This is a genomic window from Microbulbifer mangrovi (assembly GCF_002009015.1).
In the GTDB taxonomy this organism is placed as follows: domain Bacteria; phylum Pseudomonadota; class Gammaproteobacteria; order Pseudomonadales; family Cellvibrionaceae; genus Microbulbifer; species Microbulbifer mangrovi.
The window spans coordinates 1-19,879 of sequence record NZ_LZDE01000266.1 but is presented as its reverse complement, the minus strand read 5'-3'; the positions used below and the strand labels follow the sequence as shown (position 1 = coordinate 19,879).

The 19,879-nt window shown below is 57.2% G+C and carries 14 protein-coding genes; 7 read left to right on the top strand and 7 right to left on the bottom strand.

The genetic code is table 11. From position 1 onward, the window contains the following. Nucleotides 1–143 precede the first annotated feature (143 nt). From B4U49_RS05380 to ectA, 6 genes are all read right to left on the bottom strand, one after another. A complete protein-coding gene (locus B4U49_RS05380; protein ID WP_193432813.1) occupies nucleotides 144–1,562 on the bottom strand; it encodes a sodium/proline symporter in 1,419 nt (472 codons plus the stop codon). 78 nt (nucleotides 1,563–1,640) lie between these two features. Continuing rightward, complete coding sequence (locus tag B4U49_RS05375; protein ID WP_078083550.1) at nucleotides 1,641–2,666, bottom strand: tetratricopeptide repeat protein; 1,026 nt, start codon at nucleotides 2,664–2,666, stop codon at nucleotides 1,641–1,643. Further along, nucleotides 2,654–4,099: an aspartate kinase gene (locus B4U49_RS05370; RefSeq protein ID WP_078083553.1), complete on the bottom strand. Its 1,446-nt coding sequence runs from the start codon at nucleotides 4,097–4,099 to the stop codon at nucleotides 2,654–2,656. Before B4U49_RS05370 ends, B4U49_RS05375 begins: the two co-directional genes overlap by 13 nt. Nucleotides 4,100–4,199: 100 nt before the next feature. Beyond that, nucleotides 4,200–4,604 (bottom strand): ectoine synthase, encoded by a 405-nt coding sequence (locus tag B4U49_RS05365; RefSeq protein ID WP_078083549.1) that lies wholly within the window; start codon nucleotides 4,602–4,604, stop codon nucleotides 4,200–4,202. A 102-nt stretch (nucleotides 4,605–4,706) separates the two neighbouring features. Then, the gene (gene ectB / locus B4U49_RS05360; RefSeq protein WP_078083548.1) at nucleotides 4,707–6,035 is read right to left on the bottom strand and encodes a diaminobutyrate--2-oxoglutarate transaminase; all 1,329 of its coding nucleotides are present in this window, start codon (nucleotides 6,033–6,035) and stop codon (nucleotides 4,707–4,709) included. An 84-nt stretch (nucleotides 6,036–6,119) separates the two neighbouring features. Then, nucleotides 6,120–6,725 (bottom strand): diaminobutyrate acetyltransferase, encoded by a 606-nt coding sequence (gene ectA, locus B4U49_RS05355; RefSeq protein WP_078083547.1) that lies wholly within the window; start codon nucleotides 6,723–6,725, stop codon nucleotides 6,120–6,122. Between the two features lie 488 nt (nucleotides 6,726–7,213). Here ectA and B4U49_RS05350 point away from each other — a divergent pair, with 488 nt between their 5' ends. From B4U49_RS05350 to B4U49_RS05335, 4 genes are all read left to right on the top strand, one after another. Beyond that, nucleotides 7,214–7,720 (top strand): MarR family winged helix-turn-helix transcriptional regulator, encoded by a 507-nt coding sequence (locus B4U49_RS05350; protein ID WP_078083552.1) that lies wholly within the window; start codon nucleotides 7,214–7,216, stop codon nucleotides 7,718–7,720. Nucleotides 7,721–8,211: 491 nt separating this feature from the next. After that, nucleotides 8,212–9,210: an FHA domain-containing protein gene (locus B4U49_RS05345; protein WP_078083546.1), complete on the top strand. Its 999-nt coding sequence runs from the start codon at nucleotides 8,212–8,214 to the stop codon at nucleotides 9,208–9,210. A 112-nt stretch (nucleotides 9,211–9,322) separates the two neighbouring features. Then, nucleotides 9,323–11,974, top strand: a complete 2,652-nt coding sequence (locus tag B4U49_RS05340; protein WP_078083545.1) for a serine/threonine-protein kinase — start codon at nucleotides 9,323–9,325, stop codon at nucleotides 11,972–11,974. A 100-nt stretch (nucleotides 11,975–12,074) separates the two neighbouring features. Next, complete coding sequence (locus B4U49_RS05335; protein ID WP_078083544.1) at nucleotides 12,075–14,675, top strand: serine/threonine-protein kinase; 2,601 nt, start codon at nucleotides 12,075–12,077, stop codon at nucleotides 14,673–14,675. Here B4U49_RS05335 and B4U49_RS05330 read toward each other — a convergent pair whose 3' ends face one another. Then, nucleotides 14,676–15,167 carry a hypothetical protein gene (locus tag B4U49_RS05330; RefSeq protein ID WP_078083543.1) on the bottom strand — a complete coding sequence of 164 codons (492 nt, stop codon included), beginning with the start codon at nucleotides 15,165–15,167 and terminating at the stop codon, nucleotides 14,676–14,678. Between the two features lie 969 nt (nucleotides 15,168–16,136). Here B4U49_RS05330 and B4U49_RS05325 point away from each other — a divergent pair. From B4U49_RS05325 to hisC, 3 genes are all read left to right on the top strand, one after another. After that, nucleotides 16,137–17,546, top strand: a complete 1,410-nt coding sequence (locus B4U49_RS05325; RefSeq protein ID WP_078083542.1) for a S1C family serine protease — start codon at nucleotides 16,137–16,139, stop codon at nucleotides 17,544–17,546. Continuing rightward, on the top strand, nucleotides 17,537–18,571 hold the full coding sequence (locus B4U49_RS05320; protein ID WP_078083541.1) for an FHA domain-containing protein: 1,035 nt from the start codon (nucleotides 17,537–17,539) through the stop codon (nucleotides 18,569–18,571). Before B4U49_RS05325 ends, B4U49_RS05320 begins: the two co-directional genes overlap by 10 nt. A 74-nt stretch (nucleotides 18,572–18,645) precedes the next feature. Next, nucleotides 18,646–19,740, top strand: coding sequence for a histidinol-phosphate transaminase (gene hisC / locus B4U49_RS05315; protein ID WP_078083540.1), 1,095 nt, complete (start codon nucleotides 18,646–18,648; stop codon nucleotides 19,738–19,740). Nucleotides 19,741–19,879: the final 139 nt, after the last annotated feature.

Genomic DNA, 19,879 nt, shown 5'->3' with positions numbered 1-19,879 from the left:
TGTTTTTGAAAGCGTCGGAAACAGGGACGTTTCCGACGCAGCCTACAGGGATGTATGAATGGGGGGGCGCCTAGCTCGGTTTCAAAAACAGATCCCTGTCGATCCGCCGCCACAGACTTCAAATAAAACGGACCACAACCCGATCAGGCACTGACAGGCCTAGCCACGGGCTCCTTTACCAAAAAACGCCCGATAGCAAACACCACAAGCCCCATCAGAATACCCGGCATGCCCTCATAGATATGCGCATGCCAACCCAACCAGCGCCAGATCAGCGCAGTGGCTAAACCAAGCACGCTCATCACAACTGCCAGCCTCTGCGACGGGCGACCGCCGGCAGCCAGCACCATCAATAACGGCGCAAAGGCAGAAGCCAGAGCCGACCAGCTCATCACCACCAGGCTGAACACACTCTGCTCATTGAACAACGCCCAGGCAACCGCCGCCGCAGTTATCCCCAGAGTTGCCACCTTCAATAATCGTGTGCTTTCCGTACGCTTGGGCAGGATATCGTTGGTCAGCGCCGCAGAGCAGCTCAGCACCAGAGAGTCTGCCGTAGACATGGTCGCGGCAAAAATACCCGCGAGGATCAAGCCTACAAATACCGGTGACAACAACTCCATCGCCATCATCGGCAGCGCCAGTTCGGCATCAAACGTACCCGGGTCGCTCAGTAGAATCCGCGACAGCATGCCCACGCCCGTGGCCATAAAGTAGAAAATCGTAAACCACAGGTAATACCAGCAACGCGCCCGCACCATGTGTCCAGCATCGTCCAGCGCCATAAACCGCACCATCACATGGGGCTGCCCCACCACGGAAATGCCCGCGAACAACCAGCTCAGCGCAAACAGGACACCGCCCGCTACACCCGGCAGCAGCAGGTCCTGTGGATACCAGTTGAGGAACCCCTCTACCTTGCCCATCTCCTGCCAGGCTGCTGCGAATCCGCCTACTGACTGCGTGGCAACAAACAGCAACATGCCCATAGCCACCACCATTACCAGTGACTGCGCAGCATCGGTCCATATCGACGCGCGAATTCCTCCCGCCAGGCAGTAGGCCGCAACAATCACACCACCGATCACCGCACCGCTCCAGATCGGCATATCCAGCACCACATACAGCGCTTTGCTGCCGGCCACCAATTGCGCGCTGGCGTAGGCGAGAAGGAACAGGAGCGAGAGAATACCGGCAAGCTTCTGCCAGGCACCGAAGCGGGTGCTCTGCCAGCAGGCCAGTACCCCGGCATAGCTGGATTCGCCACTGCGTTTTGCCGCATCACGCAGGTTTCTGTGCATCCACAGGGAGCCCAGAAAATCCCCCATGATCCAGCCCAGCATCAACCAGATTGAAGCGAGGCCGGTGGCGTAGGTATAGCCGATAACACCAATAAACATATAACCACTATTATTGGTGGCTACAGCGGACAGCCCCACCAACATTGGCGACACATCCTGGCTCGCGAGGTAATAGTCTTTTTTGGTGCCGCGACTCTTGCGGTAGGAACTGAGTCCCACGGCGGCAAACATGGCAAGGAAAAACAAGAAACTGATCAGCACGTCCATTCCCCCAAAACAGTTTTCAGTAATTATTAAATTTATACAGCGGTTATTTTTGGCATTGAGTCAGGAGCGCAGTCAGTGCGCCCCATCCGAACCTTTCGTTGTACTGCCGCTACTGTGGTCCTGCTGAATACCCATCAGTGTCGCGAACTCTTCGGAATCGTAAAGTCCATTGAAGGCCGAATCTTCCATCGCTTCATCGCGATACGCAGGAGAAATATCCAACGCTTTCTGCAGGTAGCTGATGGAATCTTCCCACTGCTCCAGATACGCATAAGCACAGGCGAGCTGGTAGTAGGCATTGCCGTTTTCGCTGTCAATCTGCAGCGCCTGCAGACACAGATTGATGGCCCACTGCGGCTCATCCAGCTCCAGCACCGCGTCCGCCTTGTAGGTGAGCGCTTCGCCGTCGTCCTTGCGCAGATTCAGGATCTGGTCGTAAACGGCAATTTTACCAGTGGGGGTCTGCTCGCGGCCGGCGCGCAGCCACAGGGAGTGGACCTCCTGGGTCAGCTCAATCTCATCGCGGTTACTTTCAATATGCTGGGTTTTTTCCGACAGCTGCTCCTCGATACTGCGTAGGCGCTCTTCGTACTGCTCCACCAGACTGGAGATTTCCTGGTTGGCGAGGGTGTGGACCTTTTCCTTCACATCGCGGATGGAAGTCCAGCCCATGATTACCAACAGGGAACTGAAACCGGCAATCAGGTAGAAAAAGTAAGTGATGGTATCCGTGGCGTAAGTGATGGCCTTGTCGGCAGCACTCAGCTGGCGGTCGACAATGTTCTCCGTCAGGGAGACCTTCTGTGCCGCCATATCTACCCGCAATTGCTTCAGTTCATCCAGCACATAGCGCTCGATAAACGGGGTGTAGAGGGGCTTGTCGAGGTCGTCCGCGGCTTCGGAAACACGGTCAAGTTCCTCGAGCTTTTTCTGGTTGGCCGCCTTTTCTTCAGCAGTTACCTCAGGCACCGGCGGCGCCTCTGCATCTTGCGCATGTAGCGGTGCGACGACACTGGAAAATACACAGGCCACAACGAACACTGCCGCCAGCAAAGCTGACGGCAGTCGGGAAGTCAGGGCCGTGATCAGGCTGCGCATATTGCGTCGCCGTGCTCGTGGACTTCTACCAGTGCGGCGTGCAGGCTTTTGACCGACTTCTCGTAATCGCTCTCGTCGATCACAAACTGCATGTCTACCTGACGCATGGACTGGTGTACCGCGAGGATACTGATGGCCGAATTGGCCAGCGCACTGACCGCGCGAGACAGCATGCCCGAGGTCTTCATGTCGCTGCCAATCGCAGAAACCACCGCCACCTTGCGCACCTGGATATCACAATCCGGGAACAACTCGCCAATGGCTTTCTTGATCCGCTTGACGGTTTTCAGGTTGTTACCCAGATAATTGGTAATGGTGTTGGCGTTGATATCCTTGGTCACCACGCTGCCCTTGAAGCGCGCAATGATCTCGTTGATCGCGCGGTCGTAACTGGTCATGCTGCCCATCATGTCCTGATCAAAACATTCAACAGCATAGATGCTTTTACGCCCCGCGATGATTTCCACCCGCGGCGTGTCGCTTACATAATCACCTGTGACCAGAGTACCGCGGTGCTCGGGCTCAAAGGTGTTCATCACGCGCAGCGGAATCTCCTGCTGACGCAGGCCCTTGGCGGCGCGGGGATGGATGGCTTCCATACCCAGGTTGGCCAGCTGGTCTGCCACGTCGTAGTTGGTACGACCGATAGGCACGGCCTGTTCCTCGCCTACCAGACGCGGGTCGGCACTACTCAGGTGGTATTCCTTGTGGATGATCGCTTCCTTGGCACCGGTTTTAACCGCGATGCGGCTGAAGGTCATTTCGCTGTAACCGCGGGCGAAGGTCTTCATCAGGCCATCGGCGGTGTGCGCGTAACCGGTGGCAATCGGCAGCTCTTTGTCGAAGTCGACATCGGCAAAGGCGCGGTCGATACGCTCGTCCAGGGTCATGTGTTCACCGTCGCGCCAACCGGTCAGGTCGATGAAACGGGCATTGATGCCTTCCTGCTTGAGCAGCTGCACAGTGTTCCAGGCACTGTGGGCTTCACCCAGGCTGGCAAGCATTTCGCTGACCACGTCCAGGTGTCCTTCCAGGGCAAAGTGGCCGTGCTGGCAAACGCGCTCCAGGTCTCCCAGACAGTTGGCGGCGTCGTCCAGTCGCTCACCGATAAACGCATTGGCCTTGGCCAGGGTCACGTCATCGGTGAACAGGGTTGCGTTGATTTCTTCCATACGCGCGCGCAGCCCAGCGACCGCATCTGACCATTCGCGCTCATCGTCCGCACCGGCGAACAGGGCGAATACACCCGGGCGGCCGGATTTTTTGTGCTCCAACAGCATATCGGTGATACCACCGTAAGCAGAAACCACGAAAACACGCTGGTACAACCCTTCCGTTTTCGCTTTGCCGTTCTTCAGAATGATGTTGTCACGTACTGCGGTGTAGTCACTCATGGACGTACCGCCAATTTTTTCAACCGTATGTGTTTTCATGGGATCCTTACGCTTACCGATTTCGGGGTTTTCAGGGGGGACACCAAAGTATTTGCGGGTGGTGCCCCAAAACTCCGCTGCAATGTTGTTCACAACCGGTTTATTTTTCGTCCTTTACCTCTTCGGCATCCAGCTCGTAAGCGCCGTCAGCGTTGTGCACTTCTTTACCGTGCAGAGGCGGGTTGAATACACAGGCCATTTTCATTTCAGACTTGGCCTTCAGTACGTGCTTGTCGTTCTTGTCCAGGATGTAGATGGTGCCCGGAGTGATCTCGTGAACCACGCCGTCATCTTCCGCCATGACAGAACCTTCACCGGAAATGCAGTACACGGACTCCAGGTGGTTCTGGTAGTGCAGGTGCAGGTCAGCACCTTCGTAGATAGTGGTGATGTGAAAAGAGAAGCCCATGTTGTCGTTTTTCAGCAGCAGACGGGTGCTTTCCCAACCCTCGGAAACAATACGACGGTCAGTTTTTTCGGCTTCTTGCAGTTTTCTTACGATCATTTCTTACTCTTTCTAAAATCAGGTCTTAAAAAATCGGTCTTCAAATCAGAGGCGAAAAAATGCGGCCGGGTTCAGGCCGCATTTTCACGTGGCTGACAGGGATCAGGCTGCGCCCGCGAGGGTGCTCTCTTCCTGCTCACTGTCGTCGGCAAAAAAGTCGTGCTCTTCCGGCACGTCTTCGCCTTTGAGGACTTTGGCCACTGCCGCTTCCACGATATCCAGTGCCTTGGTCAGGTTCTCATCGCTGATGGTCAGCGGGCACAGGGTTTTTACCACGTGGTCGTCGGCACCACTGGTCTCGATGACCAGGCCATTGCGGAAGGCTTCGCTGGTGATCTTGTCGGCCAGCTCACCGCTCACGCAGTTCAGACCGCGGAACATACCGCGACCGCGGGTGGTCATGTTGCCGTCGCCATATTTGTCGACGATGGTCTGCAGACGCTTCTCGATGTACTCGCCCTTGCGCAGTACTTCCTTGGCGAACTTGTCGTCGCTCCAGAAGTGTTTGATCGCCGCAGTAGCAGTTACGAAGGCCAGGTTGTTGCCGCGGAAAGTACCGTTGTGCTCACCCGGCTTCCACTGGTCCAGCTCCGGCTTCATCAGAACCACAGCGAACGGCAGACCGTAGCCGCTCAGGGATTTGGACAGGGTTACGATGTCCGGCACGATGCCCGCTTCTTCAAAGCTGAAGTAGCTGCCGGTACGGCCACAGCCCGCCTGGATGTCGTCGACAATCAGCAGTACGTCGTGCTTCTTACATACGTCCTGCAGGTTGCGCAGCCACTCAACGCTTGCCGCGTTGATACCGCCCTCGCCCTGTACGGTTTCTACCAGTACCGCAGCCGGGTGGTCGACACCGCTGGAGGAATCACTCAGCACCTTGTCCAGGTACGCAGTGGTGTCGAACTCGTCACCCAGGTAACCGTCGTACGGCATGCGCGCGACACTGCTCATGCTCACACCGGAGGCACCGCGGTGGTGGGAGTTGCCGGTGGCAGCCAGTGCACCCAGGCTGCAACCGTGGAAGCCGTTGGTGAAGGAGATAATGTTCTCGCGGCCTTTGTACTTACGTGCGATTTTCAGCGCGGCTTCCACGGCGTTGGTGCCGGTGGGGCCGGTGAACTGCATGACGTAAGACAAGTCGCGCGGCTTCAGGATGTTTTCGTAAAACGCTTCCAGGAACTCACGCTTGGCCTTGGTGTGCAGGTCCAGACCGTGGGTGATGCCGTCCTGCTGGATGTACTCCAGCAGCGCTTCCTTGAAGATCGGGTTGTTGTGACCGTAGTTCAGGGTGCCCGCACCGGCCAGGAAGTCCAGGTACTGGTTGCCTTCCTCGTCGTACAGGTACTCGCCCTGGGCCTTGTTGAAAACCCGCGGGAAAGCGCGGGCGTAGCTCATTACTTCGGATTCAATTTCGTCAAATACTTTCATCGTGGCAACCCTTTTCTAGTGGTTGATTAAATACATAAATGGAAAACGGAAATTCGGAACAATCTCGTAGAGCGGCTCATGCGCTCAACGGGCATCACCAGCGGCGGTAAACGGGCCGATGCGCAGCAGCATTTCGCTGTCGTGCTCGCCGTTGAAGTGGCGGTCGCGGTCGAACATCACCGAATCCGCACACTCCGCCTCAAGCTTGCGCGCAAGGCTGCGGAACAGCGCCCAGGAGGCGTCATTGTCCGGAGTGATGGTGGTCTCGAGGAACTGCACGCGGGCGCACGCGGGGCGGGTGAGAATTTCCCGCAGCATGCGACCAGCGAGTCCCATTCCGCGCCCCTGCTCGGCAACCGCTACCTGCCAGATGAACAGGGTGTCGGCGCGTTCGGGGATGATGTAGCCGGAGATAAAGCCAACCAGCTCGCCGTTCAGCTCCGCGGCCACGCTGGTGGCAGAGAAGTGACTGGCCTGCAGCAGGTTGCAGTAGAGAGAATTGGTATCCAGGGGCGGGCAATTCCCGATCAGGCGGTGCACGCTGGCGCCGTCTTCACTGACCGGGCGGCGCAACAGAACCTGGGCACTCTTGGATGGGGCCTGGGTGGCCTTACGAGCTTCCTTCTGTTGCGCCAGCTTGACCTTGTCGTCAATCGAGTCGTCTTCTTTCAATTCGCTTGTCGCGCTCAAACCAATACCTTTCTTTCAATCTTTAGTCATCAAATTGTTAGAGCAATATCAAACTTCTGCAATAAAAACGGAACCCTGTCGTGCTGACTGGATTCCGCTTGAAATTTGACCTTTTTCGCAAAAAGTTATTTACTGCTCTAAATATTTAAATCCATAGTACTCTAAACATTATCGAGGGCGCAAGGCCAAGCCTCATGCAATTTGATCAGAACGCGACCAATTACGACGTCAGCAAGGAGCCCCAAGATGGCGCGGAGCCCGCGCAACTACGGGGCTCGCGCACCATTGACGGGCGCGCGAAGCCACCCAAGCAGGGACAGGAAAAGGTGTCGCCAAAGACCACTCAGAAACCGACTTATGGTTCAAAAAGTGGCCGGGAAAGCATTTACCGCAACGAGGCAATTGACAAAAACGGCGCAGAACCCAAAATCGGCCGCGGGCATGTCAGCCGCCATGCCTGCCACCCCGATTTCGAGAGCCTGCTGCTGATGGATAAAATTGAAGAAGTTTTGATCACCCTGCGCCGTTTGATCCGCGCCACAGACCTGCACTCCAAGCAGCTGGTCAAGACCGCGGGCCTGACCGCACCGCAGCTGTTGCTGCTGCAGGCGATCCGCGAGCAGGGGCAGGTGACCATCGGCGCGCTGGCGAAGGAAATCAGCCTCAGCCAGGCCACCGTGACTACCATTCTCGACCGCCTGGAAAAGCGCGGCCTGGTCTACCGGGAGCGCTCCTCCGAGGACAAGCGCAAGGTGCACGCTTACCTGACCGAAAAGGGTGCCGACATCATCCGCGATGCCCCCACCCCGCTGCAGGAGCACTTCGTCAAACAGTTCCGGGACCTGCGCGAGTGGGAGCAGTCAATGATCATCTCCTCACTACAGCGCGTCGCGCTAATGATGGATGCCGAACATATCGACGCTTCACCGGTACTGGATGTGGGCGACCTGGACCGCAAGGACAGCCGCAACCTGCCCCCTCAGGAAGACAAGTAATCCGGAATAGCCGCACCTCGCTCCCCAAAAATTCCGCAACGAATTAATGTAGAATGTGGCGCCAGCAGAACTAGCGTTCTAAACAGCGCTCTATTTGGAAACAATTCGCATCCAGCCGTTGCATTCGGGCCGCAGTCCGGTATAAATGGATCGGCAACACTAAAGTGGACACTCGCCCAGTCGGTTAGCGTCCACTGACTCAAGACAGCGGCGAAAAGTGCGCTCGCAGAAGCAAAAATGAGAAGTGGATCACGTTGCCAAGCATGGCAAATGGTGTACCACTCGAGCTTCGCGACTGCGACCCCGGCAAAAACAATCGGCCCGTGCGATGCCCTGCTCCGCAGGTGACATCCGGCACGACGTCGGGCACACGGTGGTGCCCGGTGAGAAGCATTCCGGCCGCCCTGTCTCGATAACTTCTGCACGCCGCCGAGCACCGGTTTCACACCATTCGGGTAGCGCGTCGCAGTCTTTTGGGGAAGGGACTGAACATGGCCTGTTTGCAACATCCTGATCGGGATCAGCCCGTCTACCTGATGGCGCACCATACGATTGGCCGCCGCCAGGGAGTCGCGGATACCCGTATCACGCTGCCAGAGATTTCCGGTATTCACGCCGCAATTCAGTGGACTGGTAGCCACTGGGTGGTGCGCGATCTCAGCCGCAACGGCACCTGGGTCAATGACCAGCAACTGGTGCCGGCCAAGAATCACCAGCTACAGCTTGGCGACAAGCTCGCCTTCGGCCGCGCCAGCAACCCGGCATGGAAAGTGGAAAACCTCGATCCGCCGGAAAACCTGCTGATCGATATCCAATCCGGTGAAGCGCAGGTGCTGGAGTCTTACCACCTGCTCCCGGACGAACACGATCCCATCGCCAGCCTGCACTTCAACCCCATCAACGGGGTGTGGATTTACGAGCTGCTCGAAAGCCCCGAACACAGCGAATACGCCAAGGTCGTCAACCACGGCAGCCGCGTCGACTGCGCCCACAACAGCTGGGAGCTATTCCTGGCCAACAGCCAGAGCACAACCACCGAGCTCTCGTTCAAAAGCCTGTGCGTATCGGATTTCCGCCTGCAGTTCATCGTCAGCCACCACGAAGAACATATCCAGCTGCAACTATCCAAAGACGACACCCGCGTCGACCTGGCAGCGCGCACCCACAACTACCTGTTGCTGTACCTGGCGCGCGCCCGCATCCGTGATATTCAGCGCAATGTGGATGGCCCCGACCAGGGCTGGGTTGCCATCGACCTCGCCACCCGCGAGCTGGGCATTACCGTCAATCACCTGAACACGCAGATATTCCGCGCGCGCAAACAGATCGCGGACAGCCTGCCAGACGCCATCGATACCGGGCGACTGGTGGAGCGCCGGGCCTACGAGATGCGTCTCGGCTGCTTCCTGCTGGACATTTTCAAGGGATCGCAGAAAGAAGAAGTGGAAGCCAGCACCGGCGAACACCCGATAACCCCGGAACCGGCCTGAACATACAAGCCAGCGCAGGGACTCGACAAAACAACAACACGCCCGCCCACAGCGGGCTTTGACCATCCACGGACGGCGGTCTAAGCAAAGAGTTACAACCGCAGTCAACACCATGCAAACAGAGCAGCTACCCTTCTACATCGGTCACTACCGCGCCACCGCCAGACTCGGCTCCGGGGGTATGGGTGTGGTGTACCTGGCAACCGACGAGCGCCTTAACCGCCGTGTGGCCATCAAGAAGCTGCTCCGCAATCCCAACAGTGGCACTGCCGGCGAACGCATCCGCCGCGAGGCCCTGCTGCTCGCCCAGCTCAACCACAGCAACATCGTGCAACTCTACGACGTGGTCGAGAGTGAGAACGGCATAGCCCTGGTGATGGAGTATGTGGACGGCAGCAACCTGCATCGCTGGCAGCGCGAACGCTCACCAGACCTGCCGCGCAAATTGCAGATTCTCAAGCAGATCTGCGCTGGCCTGTCCCGCGCCCACAGCGCCGGTATCATCCACCGGGACCTGAAGGCGGAAAACATCCTGGTGGACAGCGAAGGCACCATCAAGATCACCGACTTTGGTATCGCCAAGGACCTGCAGGAAGACAGCGACCTCACCCGCGAGCAACACGTGGCCGGCAGCTGGGGTGCCATGTCCCCGGAGCAGGCCCAGGGCCAACCGCTGGACAACCGCAGCGACCTGTTTGCCTTCGGCGTGCTGGCCTACCGCCTGCTGTGCGGGCAGAACCCGTTCGGGGACAACAGCAGTCCCTACGTGACCGTGGATCGCATCGTCAAAAGCCCGCATCCACCCGCTGCCCGCGTGGCCCCGGAACTGCCCGCAGCCCTGTGCCTGTTGCTGGACAAACTGCTCGCCAAGAAGCCGGAGCAGCGCCCGCTCAACGCCGCCGAGGTGGCCGCAGAGCTGGAGGCCGTTATCCACCAGATCCAGGGCGGCTCCACCAGCTTCACCCGCACCCACAGTATTACCGCCACGGTCACAGCGGAAAACTTCTATCAGCAGGCTGACCAGCGCCGTCGCTGGCCGGTGCGCGGTATCGTCGCCACACTCGCGGTGTGCGCCCTCGGCGCCGTGGCGGCACTCGGTATCAGCACCTTTTCCGACGCGCCCACTACCGGCCAGTACATTGCCATCCTGCAGGCGGAAATGCCGGGCGGCGAAGAAGATACGCCCAGTGAGCAGAACCGCAAGCTGCTGGCCGGCAACGTGCGCAGCGCGCTCAAGCAGGCACTGGCCGGCCGCGATGGGCTCTTCCTGGTTCCTCATACAGAAACCCGCGACCTGCAGGACCAGCCGCTGGCGGTACAAGCAAAGTCGCTCAATGCCGACCTGCTGCTAATCCCCACGCTGGATTGCGCAACGCGCAGCTGCGAGCTCTCGCTGGAGCTACTCGACAGCGATACCCTGGCGGTGGTCCACAGCAACAGCACCCGGCTGGAAATCGATGAGAGCCTGGAAAGCCGGGCCCGCACCCTGCACCAGGTGGACGAGTTGCTGCCGGAGTATCCCGCGCGCGCCACAACCCCGCTCACCCAGATCAGTGCCGAGGACTACCTCACCTATCTGGAGATCTACGAACGCCGCCACGACGCCCTTCACCGGGGAGAGTTACTGGACCGTTTGGACGAGCTGCAGGCGCGCGAACCGGGCTTCCCACCGCTCTACGAGCTGTACGCGGAAATGACCATCGACCATGAGTTCAATTCCCGTGCGGCGGACTCCGTCGAACGCCTGAGAAAGCTGCTGCAGAAGGTGCCCGCACGGCTCGACGACACCCCGGAACTGCTGATTACCAAGCTGTACCTGGCCATCATCAGCGGCCAGGATGGCCCCGCAGAATCCCTGCTGGCGCAGCTCAAGCTGACCCTGCCGGACAAGACCGTCTACCACCACCTGAAGGCGGCGTACCATCAGTCCCGCGGCGATTACGAGCTATCCCTACAAGAGATCAACAGCGCCCTGAAGCTGCGTACCAGTTACGGCTATCTGGTGATGAAGGCTCTGAACCTGAGCCTGCTGGGAGACATGCCGGCGGCGAACGAGGTACTGCAGCAGACCATCGCGGTTAACGGCAAAGCCATCCCCGCCATCTCCATGCTTGCGGCCAATATGCTCGACACCGGCAAGCCTGGTGAAACCATACGTCTGCTGACCGAGGCCGGGCTCGACCGCATCGGCCCCATGGACACCTACAACCTGTGCCTGGCCTACTACATCCAGAAAGAGTACAGCCAGTCCCAGCAGTGCTTTACCAAGGTCTCGAGCCTTGCCCCCAAGGACGCCGACCCGCTGCTGTACCGCGCGGAAATTGCCCGTGAGCAGCAACAGCCGGAAAGAGCCGAGGAACTTGCACAGCAGGCCTTTGAACTCACCCGCGAGCGCCGCGACTGGGAAGGCCTGTTGATGCAGGCCCGCGCCTACGCCGAACTGGGAGAGGCGGAAAAGGCGGTGGAAAACCTGATCAGCATCCGCCGCATTGCCCCGGACGACCTCTACGTGAATTACGCCCGGGCCCAGGTGTACATCAGCACCGGTGACCTGCTCTCCGCCAAGGCGCATATCCGCAAGACCCTGGAACAGGGCATCTCGCCCATCTGGTATTGCACCGCGCGGTTTGTCAAAATCTGCAACATGCCCTCGTTCGACGACCTCCGGCAGCAATATCCGGGGCTCTGCGCGGGCAAAGAACACCACCAGCAAGCGGACGAATCCCAGATCGCCCGCAGCGGCGAGACCAGTGTGAATCTGTAACGGGCCAGCCCCCTGTACCGATTCTCACGGCTCGCACTGGCCCGCGCCAGGGGTTTCGGCACGGGCACCCAATAGGCTCTAACAAAAAGAACACACGCAGATGGATATTGCAGATCCCGAGGTTGAACAACAGCCGCGTACCGATTCCCCTGTCTTTGTGGGTAGCGACCGCTACCGCATCCAGAGCACCCTCGGTGCCGGCGGCATGGGCATTGTGTACCTGGCGGAAGACCTCAAACTGCACCGCCAGGTGGCGATCAAGAAGCTAAAAGACAACACCGCCAGCCAGAACGCCCGCGACCGCATCCAGCAGGAAGCGCGCCTGTTAGCCCAGCTCAACCACCCCAATATCGTCGCCCTGCACGATGTGCTGGAAGACCAGGGGGATATCGCCCTGGTGATGGAATATATCGAGGGCACCACCCTGCGCCCCTGGATGCGCGAGCGCAGCCCCAGCCTGCAGCAGAAACTCAGCCTGCTGATGCAGATCTGCCAGGGCCTGAGCGAGGCCCACAACCTGGGCATCATTCACCGCGACCTGAAATCCGACAATATCCTCATCGCCGAAAACGCCAAGGGCGAGCCGGTGGCCAAGATCACCGACTTCGGCATCGCCAAATCCCAGCAGCTGGATGAGAAAACCTTAACCGCGGAAAACCAGCTCGCCGGCACCATCACCGCCATGTCGCCGGAACAGATTCTCGGCAAACCCCTCGATGCCCGCAGCGACCTGTTTAGCTTCGGCACCATTGCGTTTGAACTGCTGTGCGGTAGCCGCCCGTTTGAAAAACACGAGGCCGGCGCCCTGGCCATGGCCAACCGCATTACCAACGAGGCCCACACCCCGCCGCAGGAAGCGTGGCCGGATATCCCGGAGCCACTGGCGATACTGCTGGACAAGTTGCTGGCCAAAGATCCGGCACAGCGCCCGCAAAACGCCTTGGTCGTGTACCAGGGTTTTGCACTGTTACACAAACAGGGATTGGAGAGTGAAAGCGAAGATTTCACCGCAACCATGACCGACCTGTTTACCCACCACAAAATCAAAAACCGCCGCCGCTGGCAGCGGGTTGTGGCGGGCATGGCCGTCACGCTAATTGTGAGTGCGGGTGGTTACTGGGGCTGGAAGGAATTTACCCGGCTGGAGCCGCAGTATATTGCGGTGATGCCTGTGGAGATTAACGGTGAAATTCGCGGCGAGGAGAATGCCAAGGCGCTGACCAGGACAATGGTGCGGCAGGCGTTGATGAATTCAGTTTCGCAGTTGAAGGCGAGTGCGCTGGTGAGTTTTACCCCGAAGGAGGGGCAGGATTTTGAGGCGCAGCTGCAGAAACTGAAGGATAAGGGGGTTACCGATGCACTCTATGCAAAGCTAGTGTGTGCTCAAGTACGCTGTGAGATTGAACTGCAGCGGCTAGCCCCTATCAATAGCCAAATCAAAAAAAAGGAAAACTTTACTTTTCTAACGGATAAACTTCAGGAAGCACATTATCGTACAAGCAACAGTACAGCTTTACTATTTCCTTCCACATATCAAAAGGAAAAGCTCGAACTAACCGTCATGTCAGATAGAGACTACAGCCTCTACCTCGATATTTTAAGTCGAATGGAAGCCAAAAAGCTCAATCAGACCGACCTTGCAAAATTAATCTCAATGAGCAGCCGCTACCCTCAAAATATATATATCTATAATGGCCTATCCAATGTAGCTGCCCGACTATTTATACTAGATGGCAATTCAACCCATCTAGAGATAGCCCTTGACGCACTCAATCAAGGGGAAAAACTTGGAGTTGAAATAAAGACACTGAACAGCCTTAAACTTTTTATATATGGACTAGGTGGCTACTCTAAACAATTTCAGAATCTAATAGCAAAGGTCGACAACACAGATTTCCCAGTTGCAGAAATTCTAAGTGAGCGAGCACGAAACTCTTACAGAAATGGAAAATATGAATCCGCACTAGACTTTGCCAAGCAAGCTTCAGCCCTCAATCCATCTGCCGACAACTTGTATCTAATAGCGTTAAGCAATGCGATATCGGGAAACTACCACCTAGCTCACGCCGCGCTCAAAAAACTCATAGATAAATACCCAGATCACTGGTCATCTTATTCTGCTCTTGCAAACATTGAGATGGAAATCGGGGATCTAGATTCAGCTGAAAAAACAATCACCTCCATTCCGGAGGAGCTTCGCGGATGGCGAACGAAGTCCAATCTTGGCGTTATTTATTTTCTACAAAAGAAATATTCAAAAGCGCTAGAGTCATACAGCAAAGTCCTTGAACTAGTGCCAACCAATATCCCAACCATTGGAAACCTAGCAGAAACTTATTTAATGCTAGATAACAATGATAAAGCACAAGAAAATTTCAACCAGCTATTGACAATAACCCAAGGAAGAGACGACCTCGAATCTAGGCTCTACCAAGCTATCGCACTAGCGTACCTAGGTAAGGCTTCTGACTCCATCTCGCTAATACATACTCTAGTGCGAGAATCTCCAGATGACGTCGACGTGAATTATAACGCTGCCCAAATTTATGCTCTTGCAGGAGAATGGAGTTCAGCCAACCACTATATGGAACAGTTATTAAAGCAAGGCATGGGCCCAGAGTGGTTTAGCTTACCCGCATTCCAAAAGCTCTGCGCCCAACCCCAAGTTTCTATAAAGGTAAAGTCTAGTATTTGTGATTGATTAGAGCGGCTCGTATTGCGCGTTCGGATCACCGGAAACGATATTCATTCCAGAATCGATCATCTCGCACAGCCATAGGAAAGAGAAACTGTTACCGTCTTCGTCGTCCTGTTCAGATTTTTTAACAGCGGCAGTCACCGTTAGCTGGGTGTAGTTATTTTCTGCACCTTTTTTCGCCTTGGCTTTGAATTCCTGTTTGAACTCCGGACTCAAGCCAACAATACCATCAAAGTCCCCTTTATTGGCTTTGGTGAACTCAATACCTTCCACCTCGGAAGTATCCAGTGTGATATTCAGAGTGATCGACTTGTTCTGCCCGCGAAACTTGAACACGATATTCCCGAACTGCTCGCTTGGGTTTGCGGCATTGAACAGCGGCCAGTACTGGGCCTCACCGTTGACCGCGGCAACCGGCTTCAAGGTCAGGTCAAAAGAATCATTTACATTTACATCAGCTTCGAAGACAGGCAATTCAGCACAAATATTGGCCATGGTGTTATTCCCCTAAGTTGTATCCCAAAGTTTTAAGCTTTCCTGGATACCGCTAGGAAAGCGTCCTTACTCTCTATTGGTTCTCGCAGCCACCCCCAAAACGTGCCTGAGCAACTGACTGCGCGATATAGCATAAAAGAAACTGGCGCCGGAACTCCATCACATTTTTAAATAAAAAAACCGGCAGTAAGCAAGCTTACTGCCGGTATTAAAAAGATGGTCCCAGCCATCTACGGTTACAACAACACTATCAAGAGCGAAAATGAGGCATCCGTGCCTCCGTCAGGCCCTTCCTAGAATCCCGGCTTCCTAGGCTCTGTGGTTACCGGGCTGGCCTGACTTTCCGGCTTACGCCGGAATTCTTCCTGACTTACCAAACTTTCCTGCGGGAACTACTGGGAGTCCTGCGGGATCGTCCGGTTACCAATCCTTTGGCAATGGCTGAGTGCGCAATACTGTCCACTGAGTGGAGAGCAATTCCGTCGCTCTCCCCAGCTCCTTGTAATACAGTCCGTCTTCCGTAACGGTCTCTGCTAACAGGGTGTCTGCAATCCACCTCGCCACGGCTCCTGTGACGACCGGGCTTCGCGCCCCTCAACCTTGATACGCACTTTACGGATGGACCCATTACAGGTCGATCACAAGCCATTACACGCCATTACACGGATCGCAATTTATTGACAGTAAAAGGCACCAGGCAAAGTGATTACTCACATTGCACTTAATCCGGCCCGGAATTACACGCATCACTACGGCGTTCACTACACTCAACAGTCGTTGACGGAATTTCTCCGCGGGTGGCGGCTACCCGGCTCGCTTGTTGGGCTGTGACCGATCCCGTAATATCGGCCGACCTTTCGGCCAGAATTTCGCCAGGCTGTTGTGTCGCTATTTTTGCCTGCGCCGATGCGGATTTTGCGGCGCGCTATGCGACACCTGAATTTTTGCTAGCCATAAGCACCACACAATATGTCCAACTTTCACAAGCGTCTGTTTTCTCCCCTGCTGGCCCTGCTGCTGTTGTGCGCTGCCGGTGGGGTACTGGCGCAGAGTTACGAGCAGCTGTACAGCGATTACCGCGGCAGCCTGTATCAGATCCGTCTGATCGAGCTGTCGTCCAACTCCAAGTCGGGGCTGGGCTCGGGGTTTCAGATTTCCACCGACGGCCTGATCGCCACCAATTACCATGTGGTATCCGAGGCGGTGCACGATCCGGACAAATATGTGCTCAAGTACCTCTCGGTGGACGGCAAGGAGGGGGAGCTGGAGCTGCTGGACGTGGATGTCATCAACGATCTGGCCATCCTGCGCCAGAAAGGCGAGCCGGGCAGTGACTTCCTGCGCCTGGCATCCAAGTCCCCGAGCAAGGGCGAGACCATTGTCTCCATGGGTAATCCCCTCGACCTGGGTATGACCATTGTCCCCGGCACCTACAACGGCATTGCCGGCGGCAGTTTTTACGATCGCATTCATTTTTCCGGTTCCATCAACCCCGGTATGAGCGGCGGCCCGGTGATCAACCGCAATGGCCAGGTGGTGGGTATCAATGTCGCCACCGCGGGCAACCAGATCAGCTTCCTGGTGCCTGTGGATAAACTGGTTGCGCTGCTGCTGGATTACAAAAAGGAAGCCACCGCCGGCAACGGCGCACTGGAACTGCAGCCGGTGATCAGTCGCCAGTTGCACAAGAACCAACAGCGTATTATCGACCAGGTGCTGGCCGCGGACTGGCAGCTGCGCCCCCTGGGGGAAGCCATGGTGGTGGGAGAAATCGTGCCGTCGATCCAGTGCTGGGGCAATTCCACCGACGAGGAGGACGAGTCCATTACCCAGGTTGCCAAGGGCTGTACCGGGCAGGATGTGGTGTTCCTGTCGGAGGACTTCGATACCGGCCGCGTGGAATACGAGTTCTTCTGGCTGGAGGCCGACAAACTCCGCTCCTCGCGCTTTTACAGTGCCTATGAAGAAAACATGAGTGGCTTCTTCCCCGGCAATAGCGCCGGTGAAGACGATGTGACCGATTTCAACTGCAAGCAGCAGTTCACCAGCCATCCGCGCAACGGACAGATGAAAGCACAGCAACCAGCCGCAAAAAATGATGAATCAGCGGACACAGCGACCGGCGACGATAAAGAAGCCCAGACCGAGCAAGCCACGCCGCCGAAGGCCAGCGGCAAGCGCGATCCGGTGATCGCGCGCACCTCCTACTGTGTGCGCCGCTACAAGGACTTCCCGGATCTTTACGATGTGTTCTACGTCAGCCTTACCGTGGACCAGAACAATCGCGCCCTGGTGAGCCACTTCACGCTGTCCGGCTTCACCCAGGAATCTGCCACGGCCTTTACCCAGAAGTTTGCGAGCGAAATCCAATGGCACTGATTATCGAGGAAATCAATCGTGCCCACCGGGTGGGCACCCGCTACCGCATGGAGGGCGAGCGCGCCACCCTCGGGCGCTGTTATGAAAACCCGGTAATGGTCGAAGACCCGCACGTGGATCCGGTGCACGCGGAAGTAGTGCGCGACGAAGACGGCTGTTATGTACTGCGGGATCTGGATAGCCTCAACGGCGTGCGCCTGATGCGCAACTTCCTCGACAAGTCGGTGAAACCGGCCACCATCCGCGAGCACCTGATCCAGAGTGGCGACGAGATCCAGATCGGCAAGAGCCGCCTGCGCTTTATCGATACCGAGACCAGCGTCCCCCCCGCCATCCCCCTGCACTCTGCAGAGACGGTATTCGACCGTCTGGCGACGCCACTGGTAGCTGTGCTCCTGTGCGCACTGGTAGGCGCGTTCAGCCTGTGGATGGCCTACCTCGGCAGCACCGGCGAATTCCGCTGGACCGGCGCGGTGGAAGTACTGACCAATGCGGTACTGGCGCTGCTAATTTACGCGGCAGCCTGGTCCTTTATTGGCAAGGTGGTAAAACACGAGGCTCACTTCCTCGCCCACCTCTCCATCGCCGCCACCGCAGCGCTGGTCTACGCCGCGTGGCAGTGGTTCGGTACCCTGCTCAATTTCAATTTCTCCCTGCACCAGATAATGCCGCTGCTGAATATCCTGGCACTGGCGATCCTGATCCCGGTAATGCTGTGGTGCGCGGCGTACCTGGCCCTGAATGTCGCCCCACACTGGCGACTGGTGGCCTCTATCCTGCTGCCGTGGGCGTTCCTGGGATTCGCCGCAGCGGTGGAGATCGGCAGAATGGATGAGTTCAGCGGTTCGCCGGAGGTCTCCAAGGAGCTGAAGTCGAAGGATTTCCTGTGGCGCGATCCGGTGCCACTGGACGATTTCCTCGCCAGCACCCCGGCGCTGTTTGATATATCCATCGAAAAGAGCAAAGCCGACGGTGGCAGCAAGCGCAAAAAATCCGGGGAGGATCAGGGCATTCAGGGCGAATAGGCGTCGAAGTCTGCGCGCTGAGCCCGTAAAATCTCCGCCCGCCGGGCCTGTTTGCCCGGCCAAGGAGTGACAGCATGAGCGATCAAATGAGTGATCAGCCCCAAGACAACCCGTTCTGGAGCCCCGCGGTAGCGCAGCTCCAGCCCTACGTACCCGGCGAGCAACCCAAGACCACCGCCCGCCTGATCAAGCTCAACACCAACGAGAGCCCCTATCCGCCTTCCCCCAAGGCGCAGGCCGTGTTGCAGCAGGAGGGCCTGGCCGCCCACCTGCGCCTGTACCCGGACCCCGAATCCGCCGAGCTGTGCGCGACCATTGCCGCGGAGTTTGGCCTGCAGCCGGATCAGGTATTTGTCGGCAACGGTTCCGATGAGGTGCTGGCGCACGCGTTTTACAGCTTCTTCAAGCGCCCCGAGCCTCTGCTGTTCCCGGATATCACTTACAGTTTCTACCCGGTGTACTGCCAATTCTTCGAGATCGAGGCGCGCAAGCTGCCGCTGCGGGATGACTTTTCCATCGCAGTGGAAGATTACGCGGTGGAAAATGCCGGCGGCGTGATCCTGCCCAACCCCAACGCGCCCACCGGCCGCTATCTGCCGCTGGCCGAGATCGAGCAACTGTTGCAGCTGCACCCGCAGCGGGTGGTGGTGATCGACGAGGCGTATATCGATTTCGGCGGCGAGAGCGCCGCAACCCTGATCGATCGCTACCCGAACCTGCTGGTTATCCACACCCTGTCCAAATCCCACGCCCTGGCGGGCCTGCGCCTCGGTTATGCGATGGGACAGGCGCACTTGATTGAGGGTTTGAACCGGGCGAAGAATTCCTTCAATTCCTATCCGATCGATGGGATTGCGCAGAAGGTGGCGACGGCGGCGATTGCGGATCGCGCGTGGCTTGTAGATAACTGCGCCAAGGTCATCGCCACTCGCGAGCGTACCTGTGCGGCACTGACGGAGATGGGCTTCGATATCGTGCCGTCCAAAGCCAATTTCATTTTCGCCAAACCACCGAAGATTTCAGCGGAAGCGTTATTTGTGGCATTGCGCGAACGCAACATCATCGTCCGCTATTTCAACAAGCCGCGGATTAGTGAGTACTTGCGTATCAGCATTGGTACCGATGAAGAAATGGATGCTTTGGTGGAGGCCTGCCGGGAGGTTTTGTAGCTTCGGCAAAGCCTCGAGGCTTTAAGCATGTACTACGTAGCGAATACCGTGGCGGCCCTGCTACCGGGAAACCCTTTACGGGACACGAGCTAGGCGCCCCCCCCTCAACCCATCCATGGGGGCTCGGATGCGGCCATCC

Excerpts from the sequence above, each read along its gene's own strand:
- B4U49_RS05375 (WP_078083550.1), bottom strand. The coding sequence starts at position 2,666 with ATGCGCAGCCTGATCACGGCCCTGACTTCCCGACTGCCGTCAGCTTTG.
- B4U49_RS05370 (WP_078083553.1), bottom strand. The coding sequence starts at position 4,099 with ATGAAAACACATACGGTTGAAAAAATTGGCGGTACGTCCATGAGTGAC.
- B4U49_RS05365 (WP_078083549.1), bottom strand. The coding sequence starts at position 4,604 with ATGATCGTAAGAAAACTGCAAGAAGCCGAAAAAACTGACCGTCGTATT.
- ectB (WP_078083548.1), bottom strand. The coding sequence starts at position 6,035 with ATGAAAGTATTTGACGAAATTGAATCCGAAGTAATGAGCTACGCCCGC.
- B4U49_RS05350 (WP_078083552.1), top strand. The coding sequence starts at position 7,214 with ATGGATAAAATTGAAGAAGTTTTGATCACCCTGCGCCGTTTGATCCGC.
- B4U49_RS05345 (WP_078083546.1), top strand. The coding sequence starts at position 8,212 with ATGGCCTGTTTGCAACATCCTGATCGGGATCAGCCCGTCTACCTGATG.
- B4U49_RS05340 (WP_078083545.1), top strand. The coding sequence starts at position 9,323 with ATGCAAACAGAGCAGCTACCCTTCTACATCGGTCACTACCGCGCCACC.
- B4U49_RS05335 (WP_078083544.1), top strand. The coding sequence starts at position 12,075 with ATGGATATTGCAGATCCCGAGGTTGAACAACAGCCGCGTACCGATTCC.
- B4U49_RS05330 (WP_078083543.1), bottom strand. The coding sequence starts at position 15,167 with ATGGCCAATATTTGTGCTGAATTGCCTGTCTTCGAAGCTGATGTAAAT.
- B4U49_RS05325 (WP_078083542.1), top strand. The coding sequence starts at position 16,137 with ATGTCCAACTTTCACAAGCGTCTGTTTTCTCCCCTGCTGGCCCTGCTG.
- B4U49_RS05320 (WP_078083541.1), top strand. The coding sequence starts at position 17,537 with ATGGCACTGATTATCGAGGAAATCAATCGTGCCCACCGGGTGGGCACC.
- hisC (WP_078083540.1), top strand. The coding sequence starts at position 18,646 with ATGAGCGATCAAATGAGTGATCAGCCCCAAGACAACCCGTTCTGGAGC.